The organism is Flammeovirga kamogawensis, from assembly GCF_018736065.1.
Lineage (GTDB): Bacteria > Bacteroidota > Bacteroidia > Cytophagales > Flammeovirgaceae > Flammeovirga > Flammeovirga kamogawensis.
Map to the genome: position 1 here is coordinate 1,973,571 of NZ_CP076128.1, position 18,514 is coordinate 1,992,084.

An 18,514-nucleotide genomic window follows, 5' to 3' on the forward strand; every position below is an offset into this window, starting at 1 on the left:
AAAGGAAACAACTACTGTCATTTCCTTTTTCTTTTATTATCTCTTTCGGCCTTTAAAACCTTCTTTTTTTTCTCTTCGTTCAGCTTTTTCTTTTTTATCTTTCTTTTTCTTTTTATCAATTCCAGATAAGTATTTCAACTGAATCATTTCGTCCTCACCTAAATATCTCCATTTACCTCTTGGAAGATCTTTTTTAGTTAAACCAGCTAATACTGTTCTATCTAAAACATCAACTTGATACCCAAAGTGTTCAAAAATTCTACGAACAATTCTGTTTTTACCAGAATGTAGTTCAATACCAATTTCTCGTCGGTCATCATCGTTCACAGACAATCCATCTATGTACGGAGAGCCATCTTCTAATTCAAATTTAGGATCTCTTAGTTTCTCTTCATCTTCCTCTTTAAAAGGACGATTTAATTCTACACGATAAATTTTTTGAGTATTACTTGATGGGTGAGCTACTTTTGTAGCAAACTCTCCATCATTTGTAAATAACAAAAGACCTGTGGTATTTCTATCTAATCGACCAACTGGATAAATACGCTCCTCACAAGCATTCTTTACCAATTGCATCACTGTTTTTCTTTCTTGAGGATCCTTAGTTGTAGTAATAAAACCTTTTGGTTTGTTTAAAAGAACATATACATAACGTTCTCTCTTAAGTAGCTTACCACCGTGTTCAACTTTATCGTTTGCTTGAACCTTGTATCCCATTTCTGTTACTACCTTTCCATTAATTTTGATTTTTCCATCAGCAATCAATTGATCGGCTTCTCTACGAGAACAAACACCAGAATTAGAAATATATCTATTTAAACGGATATCTGAAGATTTCACCTTTACTGGCTCATCAGATTCTTCTTTTAATTTCTTAGCTACTGATATTACTTTTTTGATATCATAGACAGGTTTTTTACTTGTCTTATCGTGAGGACTGTACGATGTAGAAACAATTTTTTGATTTTTCTTTTGTTTGTCCTTTTCCTCATTTCTTTTAAAAGATCTTTTCGGTCCAGAACTTCTTTCAGAAGAGAAGCTATCACTTTTAGGTTTCTCTTTGATAAACTTCTTAAAAGGATTTAAGTTTTTCCCTTTTTTCGGAGTGTGCTTTTTCATCTAATGTAATTAGAAAGTACAACATGCTGCCAACACGGCAGTAATTATCTCATGATATAACATGAAACTTAATGTACAAAGTTCGTGAACTTTATCTTATAGATCATCAAAATATTGAAAACAAAACCAAAGAGTTAGTCTAATTCTTCAATTTTTGCTTGAACTTCTACTAAAACATTAGAAACTACCTCTTTAAAAAGGTTTAATTTTTCCTGATGAGCAGTAGCACTGTGTACATCACCTTCTTCTAAAAACAATAATAACTCCTCTAATTGCTTATGTTTTAAATAAGCAATACTTGATTTTAACTTGTGGGCTTTCTTTCCTAAATCAATAAGTTGATTGGCATTTAGAAGGTCTTGCATTTCATTAGGATAACTCATCAAATTTTTTTCAATAACCATTAATACGGATACTAAAAATTCTTCATCACCATCTGATACATCATATAAGCCTGAAAAATCTACATTTTCTATCATTTCTAATTGTTAAGTGGGTTAGTTATATATGCAAAGTTAATCTTTTGAAAACAGATTCGTTTGAGCTGCTGTTTCAGCTGTTTTATCAGCAAATTCCTTACCTAAGTATTTGTCTATACCAAAATGGGCAAGATATAGCAATGGGGTCATTACTAAAGCTATAAAAAACTTATAAATATAATTAATGATTGCTACGGCAATTACCTGATCAAAAGACCAATTACCAAAAACATAAAAAGCTACTCCTAGTACCACAAAGCTGTCTACTAATTGAGATATAAGTGTTGATCCTGTTGCTCTTAACCATATATTTTTACTTCCTGTAAGTCGTCTTAACCACTGAAAAGTGTGTGCATCTAAAAATTGACCTATTAAGAATGCGATCAAAGACCCAATAATAATTCCTAAACCTTGTGTGAATATTTTATCAAAAGCCTCTTCTATATTAAAAGGATTTCCATTGCTATCTACGGCGTTTATATCTAACCAAAATTGAGCTGGAGGTAAATCCGTTACAAATAGTACAACCATAAACACATAGGTAATTAAACCTGCTGTAATAAATGATATTTTCTTTACTCCACTCTTACCAAAATACTCATTTATAATATCTGTAGTAATAAACACTACAGGCCAAATTACTACACCTGCAGTAAGGTTAAAATCTAAAGTAAACCCCTCAAAAATTGAAATTTGAGCAGGTTGTAAACTCAAAAAAGTTTCTAAAGAAAATATCTTAGGTCCGATTAATTCAGCTACAATAGCATTTGTAAGGAAGATTGCACATAATGCTACATATAAAGTCTGTCTCTTTTGTTCGTTGATGAAATCTTGATCTTTCATTTACTTATTTTAGTTGCTTCTTTTACTAGTTAGTGCTTAAATATTATACCAATTCAGTTAATATAAATAAGAATACACAGTAATGTTTTATTATTGTAAAAAGAATTTAAGATTATGATATCATTTTATCCTGGACCTAGTAAGACGGATGAGAATTTAGGTGAATATTTATCTGAAGCAGCCTCTTCTGGTATTTTATCTTGTAACCATAGAAGTCCATCTTTCATGAAATTAATGAAGGACTGTATTAAGGTTATCAAACAAAAGTTAGAAATACCGAAAAACTACGAGGTGTTTTTTACTTCTAGTGCTACAGAATGTTGGGAAATAACTGCACAATCCTTTCCTAGAAATTCATTCCTACATGTATATAATGGTGCTTTTGGAGAAAAATGGTTTTCATATAATTCAAAAATAAATAAAGCTGTTAAAGGGTTGTCTTATCCAATCCATAGAAGTATTAGTTTACATCAATTAGATAGAATTGGAGCCAAAACAAAAGATGTAATTTGTATAACAAGTTGTGAAACGTCTAATACAACGAAAGTACATCAGAAAACCATTCGAAAGATAAAGAACCGTTACCCAGAATCTTTATTATTTATAGATGCTACAAGCTCTATGTCAGGGATAACTCTTGATTGGATATCTGGAGATATTTGGTATGCTTCTGTACAAAAATGTTTTGGTCTTCCTCCAGGGCTTGCTGTAATGGTATGTTCTCCAAAAGCAATTGAAAAAGCGAGTAAAGACGACTTCCATTATAATTCTTTACAGAGTATCTATCAAAATACTCAAAAGTTTCAGACTACACATACCCCAAATTCATTAGGAATTTATCTTCTATATAAATCTTTATCAAATAAGATGGGTATAAAAGCCGAGCAAGAAAAAGTACGCAAAAGAATGAAAAACCTAGTTAAGCAATTAAAACTATTAGGTTATGATTTTGTTGTTCCTACAAAAAAAGTGCAATCTGAAACAGTGATTGGTATTAAATGTAAAGCCGAGTTACTCCCTATTATTAAAGAGAAAGCTAAACAGCAAGGAATTACTTTAGGGAATGGATATGGTAAATGGAAGTTAAATTCTTTTAGAATTGCTAATTTCCCTGCACACTCAGATTCCGACTTTGAAAAGTTGTTAATATTTTTAAAAAGTGAAGATTTCAATAAAAAGCGCTAGAATTAGAGCCGAAATAATACAATTTATTGTTAAAACCGTTAAATTTGCACTTAATGACAGACACTATATTTATTTTAGTGTTTGATTGTGTTCGTAAGATTTATTTCTATACAATTATTTTAACCGTTCTTTACAATCTGTTTTTTGTATTAGAACAAATCTAGTTGTAATTTCGGGCGCTGAATAAAATATGATTTGGATTATTCGTAGCATTAAATTCGTATTTAGATGGTAAATATTTTAGGATCATTAGGCGCAGGATGGGTATCATTCCTATTTATTGTGTCTTTCCTAGCGTTAGTACAACTTTTCCGTTTTGTGATAAACAAAACTGGAGGTGATATTATTGCTGGTAAGAAAAAAGGACAGGAATCTAATATTCTTGTAAAAAAGTACAACGATGTAGACGTTTCAAAATATTCTACATTGTTTAGTTTAATTGGACTTTCATTCTCATTGTTATTTGTATTAGTAGCATTAGAATTTCCTACTTATGAAGATCAAACATTAATGGACTTAGGTTCAGTTGATTTTAATGAAGAAGAAATGGTTGAAGTGCCAATTACTCAACAACAACCACCTCCACCACCAAAAGTAACTGCTCCAGTTATTGTAGAGGTACCGGATGAAGAAGAAATCGAAGATGAGATCGAAATCGAAATTCCTGAAGAATTTGATGAAGAGACTGTAATCGAAGAAGCTCCTGAAGTTGAAGAGGAAGTTGAAGAAGCTGTCGAAGAAATTTTCGAGATAGTGGAAGATCCTGCAGGTTTCCCAGGTGGTATGGGTAAATTCTACAAGTGGGTAGGTAAAAACATGAAATATCCATCACAAGCAAAACGTATGGGTGTTGAAGGTAAAGTATACGTTCAATTCGTTGTAGACAAAGACGGTACACTTACAGACGTAAAAGTTGTTCGTGGTATTGGTGCTGGTTGTGACGAAGCTGCGATCAAAGTTTTACAAAAAGCTCCTAAATGGAAGCCTGGTAAACAACGTGGTCGTCCAGTAAAACAAAGAATGGTATTACCAATTTCATTCAAATTGGGTTAATCTATACTTTATATATAAAAGGACCGATGTCAATAAAAGGCATCGGTTTTTTTATTTCTAATAGTTCCTTCCTTATTAACTAAACTTTCAAATGCGTTTACTAAGCATTATTTTATTTGTATGTCTTTCTTCATTCGGGTTTTCCCAAAACCATTACGATGTTGATGAAGATTATTTATTTCCAATTCAACCTGGTAAAAGAAATTATTTTGCTGGTTCTATGGGAGAATTACGTACAACTCATTTCCACGGAGGTTTAGATATTAAAACTAACGGTATTGAAGGTCTACCAGTTTATGCCGCTGCAAGTGGTTATATCATCAGATTAAAAGTTTCAACATCAGGTTATGGACGTTGTATTTATATAATGCATTCTAACGGACAAACATCTGTTTATGCCCATTTACAAAAATTCAAACCAGAATTAGAAGAATATATTCTTGCTCAACAATACAAAAATAAATCTTTTGAAATAAATTTAGAAAATCTCTCAAAAGACCTGTTTAAAGTTGAAAAGGGTGAAATTATCGCCTACTCCGGAAATACAGGATCATCCTCTGCACCCCACCTTCATTTTGAGATAAGAGATATAGACGAACGCCCTTTAAACCCTATTGAATTTGGCTTCTCTGAAGTTATTGACAACCTCCCTCCAACAGTTAGAAGTATTCGTCTAAAACCATTAACAATAAGTAGTAGAGTACAAGGAGAATACAAAACTGTAAATAAAACTACTATTGGTAAGAAAGGGAGATATACGATAAATACTCCATTCTATGCAAAAGGAGATGTAGGTATTGAAATAGACACTTATGATAGAGCTGATGGAACGTACAATAAATATGGCATTAATAAAATAAAGGTTTATACCAACGATTCTCTTATTTACGAACATATTATTGACCGGATTCCATTTGATATGTCTGCCAATATTAACACATTTACAGACTATCATTCTTTTTTAGATCATAAAAAGAGGTATCAACGTTTGTATTTTTATGATAGTAATCACCTTCCAATTTATCCTGATAGTACTCTAAATGGTTTTTTATCAGTTAAAGAAGGAAAAATAAAAAATATTTTAATTGAATTATGGGATAGTTTTGATAATAAATCAACTACTACATTTAAAATAATAGGAAAAAACACAGCCCCTTTAACTAAAGGAGCTACTCCTAAACTAACTATTGATGATAATATTATGCTTGTTCCTTTAAAAGGAAAAAGTAATGAAGTAGCAGATTTCAAATTCTTGAAATATGGAATTCCATTATTAGATCAACAAGTTAAACCTGCCTACAAGAAAGGGAAATATAATATCTATTTATGGGATTTAAGGAATGGTTTACCAGAGATTTGCACCACAACGACAGATACTTTAACTACAAACCTTAAACATGTTATTCCATTTGGAGTTGAGTTTACTTATTTTGACCCTATAGCAACTTTTCATTTTCAAGAAAACACACTTTTTGATACACTCTATCTACAAGCTATAGAGACTCCTAAAGTACTTCATATAGAAAATTATTACACTCCTTTACACGCTCCTGTATTTATTAATTATAAGGTAAAAGATAGTAAATTAATTTCCTCTAACCATTTTATGTATAGAAGAGACAAAGATGGAGATTTAGAATTTATTGGTGGAACTTGGGATGGTAGTGCTATTAACTTTAAAACAAAAAGACTAGGTACTTTCGAAATTCACCCAGAAGTAACTGCACCTGTTATAACACCATTAAAGCAATGGAATACTAACCAATTACGTTTTAATGTGGAAGATGACGAATCTGGAATTGCAAACTACTATGCCACGCTAAATGGTCAGTTTATATTATTAGAATATGATGCAAAAAAAGATTTTATTCAGACTCGATTACAACACAAATCTGATCGATTAAAAGGAGAATTTAAAATGATTATTGAAGATCGAGCAGGTAATATTAGTGAGTACTCAAAAGTTTTTAAATAGACATCTATAAACCTACTTTGGTAACCTAGTTAAAGTTAATGCACTTGCTAGAAAGAAGCATAAAGCACCAATAAATGTATTGATTAAGGCAAAATTAGATACCCACTTTGGAAGTGCTGTTGGAAAATATATTGACGCAAAAGCTGATATAAGAAAAGTTAAACAACCTAAGAAGTTTATCCATACACCATTAAATTCATTGTTTTTACTATCGAATACAAAATTGATATCATTCAATAAATAAATTGCTGAGATCATAAAAAAGATCGAACCAACCATATTAGGTGTCCAAACTAAAATATCTGACTGTTGCCAAGTAAGATTAAATGTCGCATCAAATGTATTAAAATTGAAAAGAATGGTACCTAACCACTGGCTCAAAGCTGCTTTATATCCTAAATTTTGAGGTCGATAAACTAATAAACGCCAAGGTTGTCCTTTTTGATTACTGGAATCTAATAGTTGTAAAAACGCTGCAGAGGTAAAAGGTATAGAGCCTATAAAATAAGTAATATTGAGGAGTGACGAATTTGGGTTTGGTAATAAAAACCCAATAGAAGCATTCATAAATAAAGATGCTCCGATCATAAAAAGGACTGACATCCAGAGTACCATTTTTCTGGATGTCAGTTCATGAAAATGAATATGCATTTTTCAATCGTTTTTTTTTAGTGAGCAAAACTTCCTCCTTCAGTACGTTTTTCTCTAACGCCTCTTGAAATAAAGTCTTCTGCTGCATTTTTAATATCATCTAGAAGCATTTCTCCCATATCACTATTAAAACCTTCTCTAATTACAATTCTAAGAACTGCCTTATCTTCAATTTCAGCTGGCATAGTATAAGCAGGAACCAACCACCCTCTTTCTCTTAATTTACTTGACATATCGTAAACAGAGAAATTAGCACCTGGAAGAACACTAAAGGCAAATACTGGAATCGTACTGCCATCACTTAATAATTCAAAGTGACCGAGTTCTTTTATACCGCTAGATAATCGCATAGCTATATCACGTAATTCTGTCATTACTTGTGTGTATCCATCACGCCCTAAACGTATAAAATTATAATACTGTCCAACAATTTGATTACCAGGTCTAGAGAAATTTAATGTAAATGTTGGCATATCTCCACCAAGATAATTCACATGGAAAATAAGATCTTCTGGTAATTCTGATTTATCTCTCCAAACTACCCAACCCACACCTGGGTAAACTAAACCATATTTATGCCCTGACGCATTAATAGATTTCACTAAAGGTAATCTGAAATCCCATTTTAAATCAGGATGTATAAATGGAGCTACAAAACCTCCACTTGCTGCATCTATATGTAAAGGGGTTTCAAAACCTTTTTCTTTATTATTTTTTACCATTGCGTCATGGATCGACTCAATTGGTTCAAACTCACCTGTAAATGTTGTACCTAAAATTGCAACAACACCTATTGTATTTTCATCAATAACGTCAACAACTTCATCGGCAGTAATTACATATTTGCCTTCTTTCATTGGAATATATCTAGGTTCTACATCCCAATACCTACAAAATTTCTCCCAAACAACTTGCACATTAGTACCAAGAACTAAATTTGGGTTTTCTGTAGATTTTCCAGCAGCTCTTTGACGATCTCTCCATTTTCTTTTAAATGCCATTCCAGCAAGCATTACAGCCTCACTAGAACCTATTGCCGAAGAACCTGTTGTTTCTTCCTCTTCAGGAGCATTAAATAATCTAGATATAATATTGATGCATCTCTCTTCTAACATTGCTGTCTGAGGATATTCATCTTTATCAATCATATTTTTATCAAATGTTTCAGCCATTAACTTTTCTGCTTCTGGCTCCATCCAAGTAGTAACAAAAGTAGCAAGGTTTAATCGGGCATTCCCATCTAACATTAATTCATTATGTATGATATTATAAGCTTCTCCTGCATCCATTTCACCTTCAGGCAATTCGTATTTTGGTACGCTTACGTTATTTCTAATAGAGCGAATATTATTATGTTTTGCTGTAGGATCAGTAATTTTCTTTTTAGTAATCATAATGAATTATGTTTTTTATATAATGTTAAGGTTAATAACGGAGGTTGTTAAAAAAGGTTTCAATGTTACCTAATTGTTTCTCAATTATAGATTTGAGAATAAATAAAAAGGAGAGAATAATGGGTTAATAAATTATTTGATTGAAAAAACAAGATTAATATTTAGCATCAACAGACTCAATAATCTCATCTATTAAAGAAAATTCTAATAGATGTTTACCTGCTAAACCATCAGTTAGTGCATAACTATTACCAGAGATCCCTTTAACCACACCATGGTAACTTTGTCCATTTTTAAGTATTATATCTATTGACTTACCAATAAAACTAGTAGCCTCTGAAGCTATCTGAGTACCAAAATATCTTTTATTTGTTTTTCGCATTTTCAAAATTTAAATGATTAACTCTTTGCTCGAAGATAAATAAAATACTCTAGACTAAAAGAGAATAAAGCCTTAGATATATTGCTTTAAGGTTATAATTACGATAAGTATTTAAAAAAGACTATTTACATTTCTTTATTTTTTTTCAATAAAAATGTCAGTACTCGTAAGGAGGTACGTCTAATTGATAACTTTTTAAAAAAAACTAATTATTAAATAAAATGAAAAACATTCTAACACTCTTAATCTTACTTGTTTCTTCTTCATTATTATTTGCTCAAGAAGAAGCTACTCCAAAGAAAAAGTATGTATATGTTGATGGTTCTGCACAAATAGGTGCTGATTTTGTAGGCTCCCTCGCTTATGGTCATTCTTGGGGAATTGGTAAAAAAAGAAACTTTATTTTAGGTACAGGCCTTCGTTTTTCTGGGTTTACAAGTGGTAGTAAGGAGTTTTACTCTGCTCCTCCTGAATATTTCGGCAATGCAAGCACACAAGATACTGTCACTATTAATTCACCAAGTCAGATGAACCTTGCATTATATTTTTCTGTTAGCTACTTGTATAAGGGTAAATTTGAAATAGGAATGAATATCGATGTTGTTGGTTATACATTCGGACCAGATCACGATGCTGTTTATACTGGTGATGGAATAGATCAAAATACAACGGTTTCATCAAATAATGTTTCTGCTTTATTAATTGGTGCAAATGATATTGGAATGCTAAAATCAGAGTTTTATGCTCAATATCATTTCAATAAAAAATGGTCTGCCCGTTTAGGGTTTGCTAGTACTTTTACAGAATACTCAACTCCTACAGAGTTACAAGAAGGAAATAAAAGATACAGAGGTATAAGCAATGGTCTGATTGTAGGAGCTAGATACAACCTAAAATAAAATTACATTATGATTAAAAAGATAGCCCTTTATCTCATACTTTTTTTATTTACTACACTCCCCTTAGTTACTGCTCAAAGTATAGATCAAACACTTTCTACAGTCAATTTTTCTATCAGTAATTTTAAGGTGAATACGGTAGATGGAGCTTTTAAAAAGATGGATGGGGAAATTAATTTTAATGCAGAAAATCTAAATTCATCAAATTTTAATGTTTGTATATCTGCAGCATCAATATTTACAGATAACGAAAAAAGAGATGAGCATTTAAGAAATGAAGACTTTTTTGATGTTAAAAAGTTTCCTACAATATGTTTTATTTCTAATGACATTCGAAAAACTGATAACGGCTATGAAAGTAATGGTAAGCTTACTTTACATGGCATTACAAAAGTCGTAACTATTGATTTTAATAAAGATAAAAACTCATTTACAGGTCAGTTAAATATTAACAGGCTTGACTTTAACCTTGGTGAGGACACTGGTACTTTTACAGTGGGTAACGAGGTAGAAATAGAAATTAAATGTGTGTTAAAGGAATAATAATTAAGTTCCATATCAATCAAAAAAGGTCACCAATTTTATTAGTGACCTTCTTTTTTACACAAAAAATTACTTCAAATTAATATCAGCAATACTTTTTATTCTATTTCTTTCTAAGAAAGCATCGATTGTTTCGAAATGCTCTATTACTCTTTGCTCTTTAAATTCGAATACTTTTTCTGATAATCCCTGTAAGAAATCTCTATCGTGAGAAACTAATATTAATGTTCCATCATAAGCTTTTAATGCTTCTTTTAAAACATCTTTTGATTTAAGGTCTAAGTGGTTTGTAGGTTCATCAAGAATAAGCAAATTGATAGGCTCTAAAAGTAATTTCACCATAGCCAAGCGTGTTTTCTCTCCTCCAGACAGAACACTAACTTTTTTATCAACATCATCTCCTTGGAACATAAAGCCACCAAGTATATTATTAATTTGCTTTCTGATATCTCCTTTTGCTACTTCATCTACAGTTTGGAAAATCGTTAAAGACTCGTCTAAAAGAGACGCTTGATTTTGTGCAAAGTAACCAACACTTACATTATGGCCCAGTTCGCATTTACCATCTACATCAATCTCATTTAAAATTGCCTTAATCATGGTCGATTTTCCTTCGCCATTTCTACCAACAAAAGATACTTTTTCTCCTTTTCTAATAGAAAGGCTGGCATCTTTAAATACTACTTGCTCTTCGTACTTTTTTGTTACCTCAGAAACTGTAACTGGAAACTCACCCGAACGAGGAGCTGGAGGAAAACGAAGCTTTAATGCAGATGTATCTATCTCATCAATTTCTATAATATCTAACTTTTCAAGCATTCTTTCTCTAGATGATACTTGATTTGTTTTAGAATATGTTCCTTTAAAACGTTCAATGAAAGCTCTATTATCAGCAATCATTTTTTGTTGTTCGTTATATGCTTTTACTTGATGTGCTCTACGGTCTTCGCGTAATTCTAAATACTTAGAATAGTTTGCTTTATAATCGTAGATACGTCCCATTGTTACTTCAATAGTACGGTTAGTAATATTATCAATAAATGCCCTATCGTGAGAGATAACCATTACGGCATTGGCTTTATTTACTAAAAAGTCTTCTAACCAAATTACAGATTCAATATCAATATGGTTGGTAGGCTCATCTAATAAAATTAGATCAGGCTTTTGTAAAAGTATTTTGGCTAACTCTATACGCATTCTCCAACCACCACTAAACTCACTTGTTTGGCGTTGAAAATCTTCTTGTTTAAAGCCTAAACCTTTTAATGCTTTTTCTACTTCTGCATCGTAATTTACTTCTTCTAAAGCGTAGAATTTCTCACCTAAATCAGTTACTTTTTCAATAATGCCCATGTACTCGGCACTTTCGTAATCTGTTCTAGTTTCTAATGCTTTATTGAGTTCTTCCATCTCATCTCGCATTTGGAAGATCTGCTTAAAAGCTTTAGCCGTTTCTTCAAAAACAGTACAATCATCTTCAGTTAATAAATGCTGAGGCAAGTAAGCAATTACCGCATCTTTTGGTGCAGATACTTTACCTGTAGTAGGTTTTTGAACACCTGCTACTATTTTCATTAAAGTTGATTTACCCGCTCCATTTTTACCCATTAAGGCAATTTTATCTGTCGGGTTTACCACAAAAGAAACGCCACTAAAAAGTGTTGCTCCACTAAATTCTACTCCTAAATTATCAACTGATATCATATGCTTTTTTATTTGAAGGTACAAAGCTACAAAAAATTGTAGAAGCACTATAGGTTTGCTGTACAGAGTTATATTTTATTATACTACCAACTTGGTTCTTCCATCAGTTTATTTCTATCTTACGAAAAAATAATAACCTTTATATATCAACCTATGGAAACAAAAAATAAAGTATTTATCGCTACTAGTATAGATGGATTTATCGCCGATAAAAACGGTGGAATTGATTGGTTAAATGAAACGCCAAATCCTACAGGTGACGATATGGGCTACAACGATTTTAATAAAACAGTTGATGCCTTGATAATGGGTAAAAATACTTTTGAAACAGTACTTGGCTTTGGGATAGATTGGCCCTACTCTAAGCCTGTATTTGTATTAAGTACTACTTTAAAAGAAGTTCCAAAAGGCTATGAAGATAAAGTGTTTATTGTAAATGGAACATTAAATGAAGTACTCGATACAATTCATCAAAAAGGGTTTAAAAACCTCTATTTAGATGGAGGTAAAACTATACAGAGTTTTCTTAAAGAAGATTTAGTAGACGATTTATGCCTTACAACAATCCCTGTTTTACTGGGAGAGGGAATACCATTATTTACGTCTATGAATAAAAGACAAGATTTTGAACTTGTTGAAAGTAAAGTTTACCTAGGCCAAATTGTACAATCGCATTTTAAAAGAAAAAGAAACTAATAATGGCTGAAAGAAGATTAGTGAAAGAAGAAGAACTAATATTAGCCAACCACTTATTACAGTTGGCTGGTGAAAACGCTTCTGATTTTGATTTACCAACAATGGTAGATGAATATGAAGGAGGAAAAATGGGAAGTATAAACTTTACCCCTCCAGAAAAAGCAGCTTACGGTGGCGATATTGTTCAAGTTGTTTATAATGATAGTGATGAAGTTCCTGTAGTAATTACATTAACTAAAAATATAAATAATGAGATTTTAGATATGGATTTCTGGAAAAAAGATTTCTCTAAATTATTGCAATATCCAACTCCAGATAAAGTTGCTATTGCTGATAAAAACGGTTTTATCTAAATAGAAACAGCTATGAAATAACTTAATCATAGCTGTTTTTTTATACTTTATTAATTAGCTTTGTTTTTAATTATAATTCACTAAAAATTAGCTAATTACTCTCATGCGCTACGCTATTAAATATCTTTTACTTTGCTTTTTATTCTTTAACTGTTCGCCAGAACAGAAAAGTGAAGCATTATCTTCAAAAATTGAAGGTACTTGGAAACTAATATCCGCAAAAACAATTGTGGGTAAAGACACCACTGTTAAGGATTTCACAAAAGATATTGATGGTATAAAAATTATCGGAAAGAGTCATTTTTCATTCTTTCAACACGATAAATTGAAAGGTGAAGGTGATAATGCTAAATTTTCTGCAGGAGCAGGTATTTACAAACTCGATGGTAACAAATACACAGAACACCTAGAATATTGCACCGGTAGAAAATGGGAGGACAATACATTTGAATTTACTTTAGAAATTCAAAATGATAGTTTGTATCAAATAGGTAGAGAAAAAATACCTGAGTTGAATGTTGATAGAATTATTATTGAAAAGTATGTTCTTATCTCTACAGAAACAACTCAAAATCAAATCTAATTTATCTTTAGAAATCTCCTTTGTTTTAATAGTGAATAACTAAGAAATGAAGGAGATTTTATTTTACCTTTTGTATCTTAAGTAAAGAATTATAATTAAATTAATAATTGCTTACTACATTTTCTTATTATTGATTCAATACCTAATGCATTTCTTCTACCATGAAAAGACTACTACCTGTTTTACAATTCATTCTTTTTTTGTGTTTAACCAACATAACCCTGGCCCAAAATACATTTAGACCTTTACTCGAAAATTTCTATTCTTCTCAGGAATGGGAAAACCCTAATAATTGGCAAAAAGTAAGTGGAAATGCTTCTCACAAATATCCACAGAATGACGACCATATTACCTTTACAGAAGGAGGACAATATAAAATTACGACCTTAGGTATACACCTCAATTTAGATGATATATCTACTGCTCTTACCTTCGAAAATAGTAGAAATAATGCTCACTATATTATCGGTATAAATGGAAATGCTACTATCAATTTTGGAACGTTCAATCCTAAAACTCAAATAACAGTACTAGGTACTTTAACTTCTAAAACAAGCCTTTTATTAAAAGGGAATAAAAGTACAGTTACTGTCTCTGGAAACTTAATCATTAATGAAGATTTCACTTTACAAAACAGTAATAATCTAATTTCTATACATAAAGGAGGTAACCTTTCTGTTGAAGGAAACTTTTATGCTGCAAACGGAGGCGGATCTACTTATTCTATAGATGGAACTTTAACCATTAAAGAAACCTTAGAAATTAATGGAAAAGAGCAGTTCACTGTTCTTGAAAATGGGAGTTTATTAGTAGGTAAAACATTAGATTCTAAAAGTGGTGGAGGTGCTATTTTCATTATTCATGGAAATTTGAATGTAGAAGGAAATTATTCTATTAACGGAAATGAAAAAGTAACTTTAATAGAAGGGAGTAATACAGTTTATGGCAGTAATATCATCTCTAAAAATGGTGGTGGAGGTAACTTTACCATAGGTGGTAATATGTTGGTAAAAGAAACCTTTGATATATTTGGAGGCGAAACAATAGACCTTCAAAAAACTGGGCAATTAGAAGTTAGAGGAGATATTATTCTTTCTTGTAACAATAGCTTAAAAATTCAGAATCAAGGTAATTTTATATTTAATACTAACGAAAACAGTTGCATAATTAGAGATGCGAAATGTTACGAATCTTCTAAAAATTATCAGCTCTGTGAAAAGATAAATAATTCTGAAGATCTACCTGTTGAGTTATCCTATTTTGTTGGTCAAAAAGCTGAAAATGGAAACTTATTAATATGGAAAACACTATCAGAAATAAATTGCGATTATTTCTCTATAGAGTATTCTAACGACAATAAAATGTGGCAATTCCTTGATACACTACATGGAGCAGGAAATATTAATACCCCTGTAAATTATGAATATTTAGATACACTTTCTTCAGGTGATTATTACCGCTTGTTGCAATTTGACTTTGATAATAGCTCTACTGTATATGGACCTGTCGTTTTTAAAAATGAAAATGACGATTTAACTATTAAAACATATCCTACGGTAGTAAAACAAGGAGGATTAATTCGTTTAGAAGTAAGAGGTACCATAGATAAATCCAAACTAACAATACAATTAATAAGTAGTAATGCAAAAATAGTTAAGGAGGTATTTATCACTGCTGATATCGTTGATGGATATGTTGCAAGCTTCAAAATACCTTACAGTATAGAAAATGGGATCTATATACTAAAAGTCTTCCACGGATATCATCAGCGTATCAATAGAGTTATTATAAACTAAATTGTTTTAACACTGAAAAACAACACATTACACAATAAAATGTCCGATTTAAACACCATTATCCATAAAATTCCACCTTTAAAATTTTGAAAAGTACGAACGTTTAAAATTCCACTTATTAGTAATAAATCTCCACTCTTTCAGAAAAGTAAAAAGATAAATTTGAGTCATCAAAATTAGCCAATACTATCTATTACAGTTATGAAAGAAATGAAAGATTTACTGCAACTATCTTCTACTTTTACACTCTGTGTTAAATACATCTTCTGCCTTATCCTATTTATTGTAAATATTTCAGAAGCTCAAATACCTAGTGGTTTCCAATGGGAACAAGAATTTTTAGTAGACTTTGGAAATGTTACTCAAAGTAGTGGTAACTGGAACAATATCACTTTAGATAATACCCCGCAAACAATAAGTAACTCTTCAGGTACAGCATCCTTATATAGTTTAGAAATGACTGAAGGTTTTTTTGGGAATAATGGAGCCTTATCAGATGCTAGTCTATCTATCGGTTTAGGTAATTTAGCAGAAAATACCGCTACATCAGATTATGTTTACTCAGGCATTTCCAATGGTGTAGAAATCATTTTCTCAAACCTAGATCCTGATAAATATTATAGACTCAATATTTTTGCTACGAGAGATGCATCAGATACTAGAACAACAGAATTTACATTTTCTGGCGCTACATCTTCAGTAGGTTCTTTACAGACTTCTGGAGCAGGAATTGGTGGTTCTTCACATACAGATGGTAATTTATCACTTTATAATACAGATGCTATTCAACCAGATGCTTCAGGAAATATTACATTAGCAGGAAAATACACTACAGGAGTTTTTACATATTTAGGTGCAGCTCGTTTAGTGGAGTATTCTGCAATCTCCCCTTCATCTTCATTTTTAATTGATTTTGGAACTACTGAAATTGTTGGAACCGACGCCAATGGAAATACATGGAATACATCCAACTATTCAAATGATCCAATAAATAATTTATTAAAATCAGACGGTTCATCAACTACTTACCAGATGAATGTTACAAGTGGTTGGGGCTTAGGCTCTACTTCTGGCTTAAGTGATGCATCTTTAGGAAATGATCTAGCTGAATTAGGCATTAACAATGCAACCTCTGATTATGCTATTAGAACCTCCGGAGATATCACTATAGATTTCACCAATTTAGACACTTCTAAAGCATATCGTTTTAAAATATTCGGATCAAGAAATGTAGCTGCAGATAATAGTACAGAAATAACAATTAGTGGAGCTTCTAGTACAAATGGTCAATTTCAGTCTTCGTCTACATCTACTATTGGAACAACAGGGTATTTAAATGGGAATCTTGATGTTTATACTACAGATTACATTTTTCCTGATAATGGAAATACAATTACATTAACTGCTGCAATTGTAAGTGGACAAATCAATATTAATGCTATAAAATTAGAAGAATATAGTGCTGAAACATCTGAACAAGATTTCCTTGTTGATTTTGGAGATTTAGAAGAAACATCTAGCCCAGATGTCAACAATAATTATTGGAACAATATCACTCTACTTCAAAAAAATATTACATTAACTTCTACTGAAAATGTTTCTACATCAATTGGTCTTGATTATAACAGAGGTGGTTTTGGTGTAGATGGAGGAATGGCAGACGCAACACTTTCTAGTGGAATTAGTAGTTTAGCTATTAATTCTGCAACAACAGATTATGCCTATGCTGCTGCTGGTGTTTCGGATTATGTGGAAGTAGAAGTAAATAATTTAGATGTAAATAAAGGCTATAGGTTTAATATCTTCGCTACACGTTCTTCAATTAATCAAGACCGTATAACGGAGTATACAATAGTTGGAGCAAATACTTCTGTTGGACAACTTCAAACTTCAGGAACCTCATTAGGAACAGTTGGACATGTTTATGGAAACTTAGGTCTGTACTCATCAAGTTTAGTTTATCCTAATAACGAAGGAAAAATTACAATTACAGCAACAAGGGCTGCAGGTGATTTTTGTTACATTGGTGATATTAGAATTGAAGAATTCTCTAAAAATCCTATTTCAGAAGCTCTTTTATATATTCCACAAGACGAAGATTTCGCATTTTTCAATCTACCTGTATCTCTTATAAATTTTGATGTATCGCTAAAACAACAAAATGCATTATTAGAATGGAGCACAGCTTCTGAGACAAATAATGATTATTTCTTAGTGGAACATTCTACTGATGGTAGAAATTGGGAAAATGTTACTCAAATACATGGTGCTGGTAATTCAAACATACAAATTGATTATAGTTACCTTGATGAGCATCTTACAAAAGGCAAGCACTATTACAGGTTAACACAAGTGGATTTTGATGGAAAAAGCGAAACTTTTGCGATTAAATTCGTTCAAGTTGGGGTGATAAATCAAAATAATTTACGTGTAAATTGTTACCCTAATCCTATTCAACAAGAAGGAGTTATCAACATTTCTTTGCAACAAAAAAATGAAAATGATATTTATTTATCACTTATCAACATTAACGGAGTTCAAGTACAGAAAGAACGATTATCTCCTTCTCCAGCACCAATAAAATGGCATTTAAACAGTACTCAAAAAGGAATATATTTTCTCAAAATTTCAGTCGGGTCAAAACAGGTGATTAAAAAAATTAGCATTCAATAAATATCAAAATGTAGCTAACTGTACAAATTTAGTCTTTGCACATTCATTAAACTGATATACTATAACATCTATTTCTTTTCAATAGTTTTTTTTCAACACCTTAGCTGAGTATACAAAAGCGTACCCTTTACATTTTATTTAAAATAATAAAGTATAAAGATGTACAAAAGAGTGCAGCACTAACAA

General features: G+C 31.5%; 17 protein-coding genes. 10 read left to right on the forward strand and 7 right to left on the reverse strand.

Annotated elements, in window-relative coordinates:
* Window positions 1–36: 36 nt before the first annotated feature.
* The 3 genes from KM029_RS07805 to KM029_RS07815 all read right to left on the reverse strand — a co-directional run bounded on the left by KM029_RS07805 (window position 37) and on the right by KM029_RS07815 (window position 2,441).
* Window positions 37–1,119, reverse strand: a complete 1,083-nt coding sequence (locus KM029_RS07805) for a pseudouridine synthase (protein ID WP_144072742.1) — start codon at window positions 1,117–1,119, stop codon at window positions 37–39.
* 134 nt (window positions 1,120–1,253) lie between these two features.
* Complete coding sequence (locus tag KM029_RS07810) at window positions 1,254–1,598, reverse strand: hypothetical protein (RefSeq protein WP_144072743.1); 345 nt, start codon at window positions 1,596–1,598, stop codon at window positions 1,254–1,256.
* A gap of 36 nt (window positions 1,599–1,634) precedes the next feature.
* Window positions 1,635–2,441 carry a queuosine precursor transporter gene (locus KM029_RS07815; protein WP_144072744.1) on the reverse strand — a complete coding sequence of 269 codons (807 nt, stop codon included), beginning with the start codon at window positions 2,439–2,441 and terminating at the stop codon, window positions 1,635–1,637.
* Window positions 2,442–2,555: 114 nt separating this feature from the next.
* Between KM029_RS07815 and KM029_RS07820 the strand changes: the two genes are divergently transcribed.
* From KM029_RS07820 to KM029_RS07830, 3 genes are all read left to right on the forward strand, one after another.
* Window positions 2,556–3,626 (forward strand): aminotransferase class V-fold PLP-dependent enzyme, encoded by a 1,071-nt coding sequence (locus KM029_RS07820; protein ID WP_144072745.1) that lies wholly within the window; start codon window positions 2,556–2,558, stop codon window positions 3,624–3,626.
* A gap of 228 nt (window positions 3,627–3,854) precedes the next feature.
* On the forward strand, window positions 3,855–4,679 hold the full coding sequence (locus KM029_RS07825; RefSeq protein WP_144072746.1) for an energy transducer TonB: 825 nt from the start codon (window positions 3,855–3,857) through the stop codon (window positions 4,677–4,679).
* Window positions 4,680–4,770: 91 nt separating this feature from the next.
* Window positions 4,771–6,654: a M23 family metallopeptidase gene (locus KM029_RS07830; protein ID WP_144072747.1), complete on the forward strand. Its 1,884-nt coding sequence runs from the start codon at window positions 4,771–4,773 to the stop codon at window positions 6,652–6,654.
* Window positions 6,655–6,666: 12 nt separating this feature from the next.
* Here KM029_RS07830 and KM029_RS07835 read toward each other — a convergent pair whose 3' ends face one another.
* The 3 genes from KM029_RS07835 to KM029_RS07845 all read right to left on the reverse strand — a co-directional run bounded on the left by KM029_RS07835 (window position 6,667) and on the right by KM029_RS07845 (window position 9,081).
* Complete coding sequence (locus tag KM029_RS07835) at window positions 6,667–7,257, reverse strand: hypothetical protein (RefSeq protein ID WP_144072748.1); 591 nt, start codon at window positions 7,255–7,257, stop codon at window positions 6,667–6,669.
* 65 nt (window positions 7,258–7,322) lie between these two features.
* Entirely contained in the window at window positions 7,323–8,699 is a 1,377-nt protein-coding gene (locus KM029_RS07840; protein WP_144072749.1) for a glutamate decarboxylase, read from the reverse strand.
* Window positions 8,700–8,853: 154 nt separating this feature from the next.
* Window positions 8,854–9,081 carry a hypothetical protein gene (locus KM029_RS07845; RefSeq protein WP_144072750.1) on the reverse strand — a complete coding sequence of 76 codons (228 nt, stop codon included), beginning with the start codon at window positions 9,079–9,081 and terminating at the stop codon, window positions 8,854–8,856.
* A gap of 221 nt (window positions 9,082–9,302) precedes the next feature.
* On the opposite strand from KM029_RS07845, the gene KM029_RS07850 reads away from it, so the two are divergent.
* Window positions 9,303–9,980, forward strand: a complete 678-nt coding sequence (locus KM029_RS07850; RefSeq protein ID WP_144072751.1) for a hypothetical protein — start codon at window positions 9,303–9,305, stop codon at window positions 9,978–9,980.
* Between the two features lie 9 nt (window positions 9,981–9,989).
* On the forward strand, window positions 9,990–10,523 hold the full coding sequence (locus KM029_RS07855; RefSeq protein WP_144072752.1) for a YceI family protein: 534 nt from the start codon (window positions 9,990–9,992) through the stop codon (window positions 10,521–10,523).
* Window positions 10,524–10,592: 69 nt separating this feature from the next.
* Here KM029_RS07855 and KM029_RS07860 read toward each other — a convergent pair whose 3' ends face one another.
* Entirely contained in the window at window positions 10,593–12,227 is a 1,635-nt protein-coding gene (locus tag KM029_RS07860) for an ABC-F family ATP-binding cassette domain-containing protein (RefSeq protein ID WP_144072753.1), read from the reverse strand.
* A 153-nt stretch (window positions 12,228–12,380) separates the two neighbouring features.
* On the opposite strand from KM029_RS07860, the gene KM029_RS07865 reads away from it, so the two are divergent.
* The 5 genes from KM029_RS07865 (at window position 12,381) to KM029_RS07885 (ending at window position 18,328) form a co-directional block, all read left to right on the forward strand.
* Window positions 12,381–12,923 (forward strand): dihydrofolate reductase family protein, encoded by a 543-nt coding sequence (locus KM029_RS07865; protein WP_144072754.1) that lies wholly within the window; start codon window positions 12,381–12,383, stop codon window positions 12,921–12,923.
* Window positions 12,924–12,925: 2 nt separating this feature from the next.
* On the forward strand, window positions 12,926–13,276 hold the full coding sequence (locus KM029_RS07870; RefSeq protein ID WP_144072755.1) for a DUF6984 family protein: 351 nt from the start codon (window positions 12,926–12,928) through the stop codon (window positions 13,274–13,276).
* Between the two features lie 103 nt (window positions 13,277–13,379).
* On the forward strand, window positions 13,380–13,859 hold the full coding sequence (locus KM029_RS07875) for a hypothetical protein (RefSeq protein WP_144072756.1): 480 nt from the start codon (window positions 13,380–13,382) through the stop codon (window positions 13,857–13,859).
* A gap of 161 nt (window positions 13,860–14,020) precedes the next feature.
* Window positions 14,021–15,655 (forward strand): hypothetical protein, encoded by a 1,635-nt coding sequence (locus KM029_RS07880; protein ID WP_144072757.1) that lies wholly within the window; start codon window positions 14,021–14,023, stop codon window positions 15,653–15,655.
* A gap of 201 nt (window positions 15,656–15,856) precedes the next feature.
* Entirely contained in the window at window positions 15,857–18,328 is a 2,472-nt protein-coding gene (locus KM029_RS07885; protein ID WP_144072758.1) for a T9SS type A sorting domain-containing protein, read from the forward strand.
* Window positions 18,329–18,514: the final 186 nt, after the last annotated feature.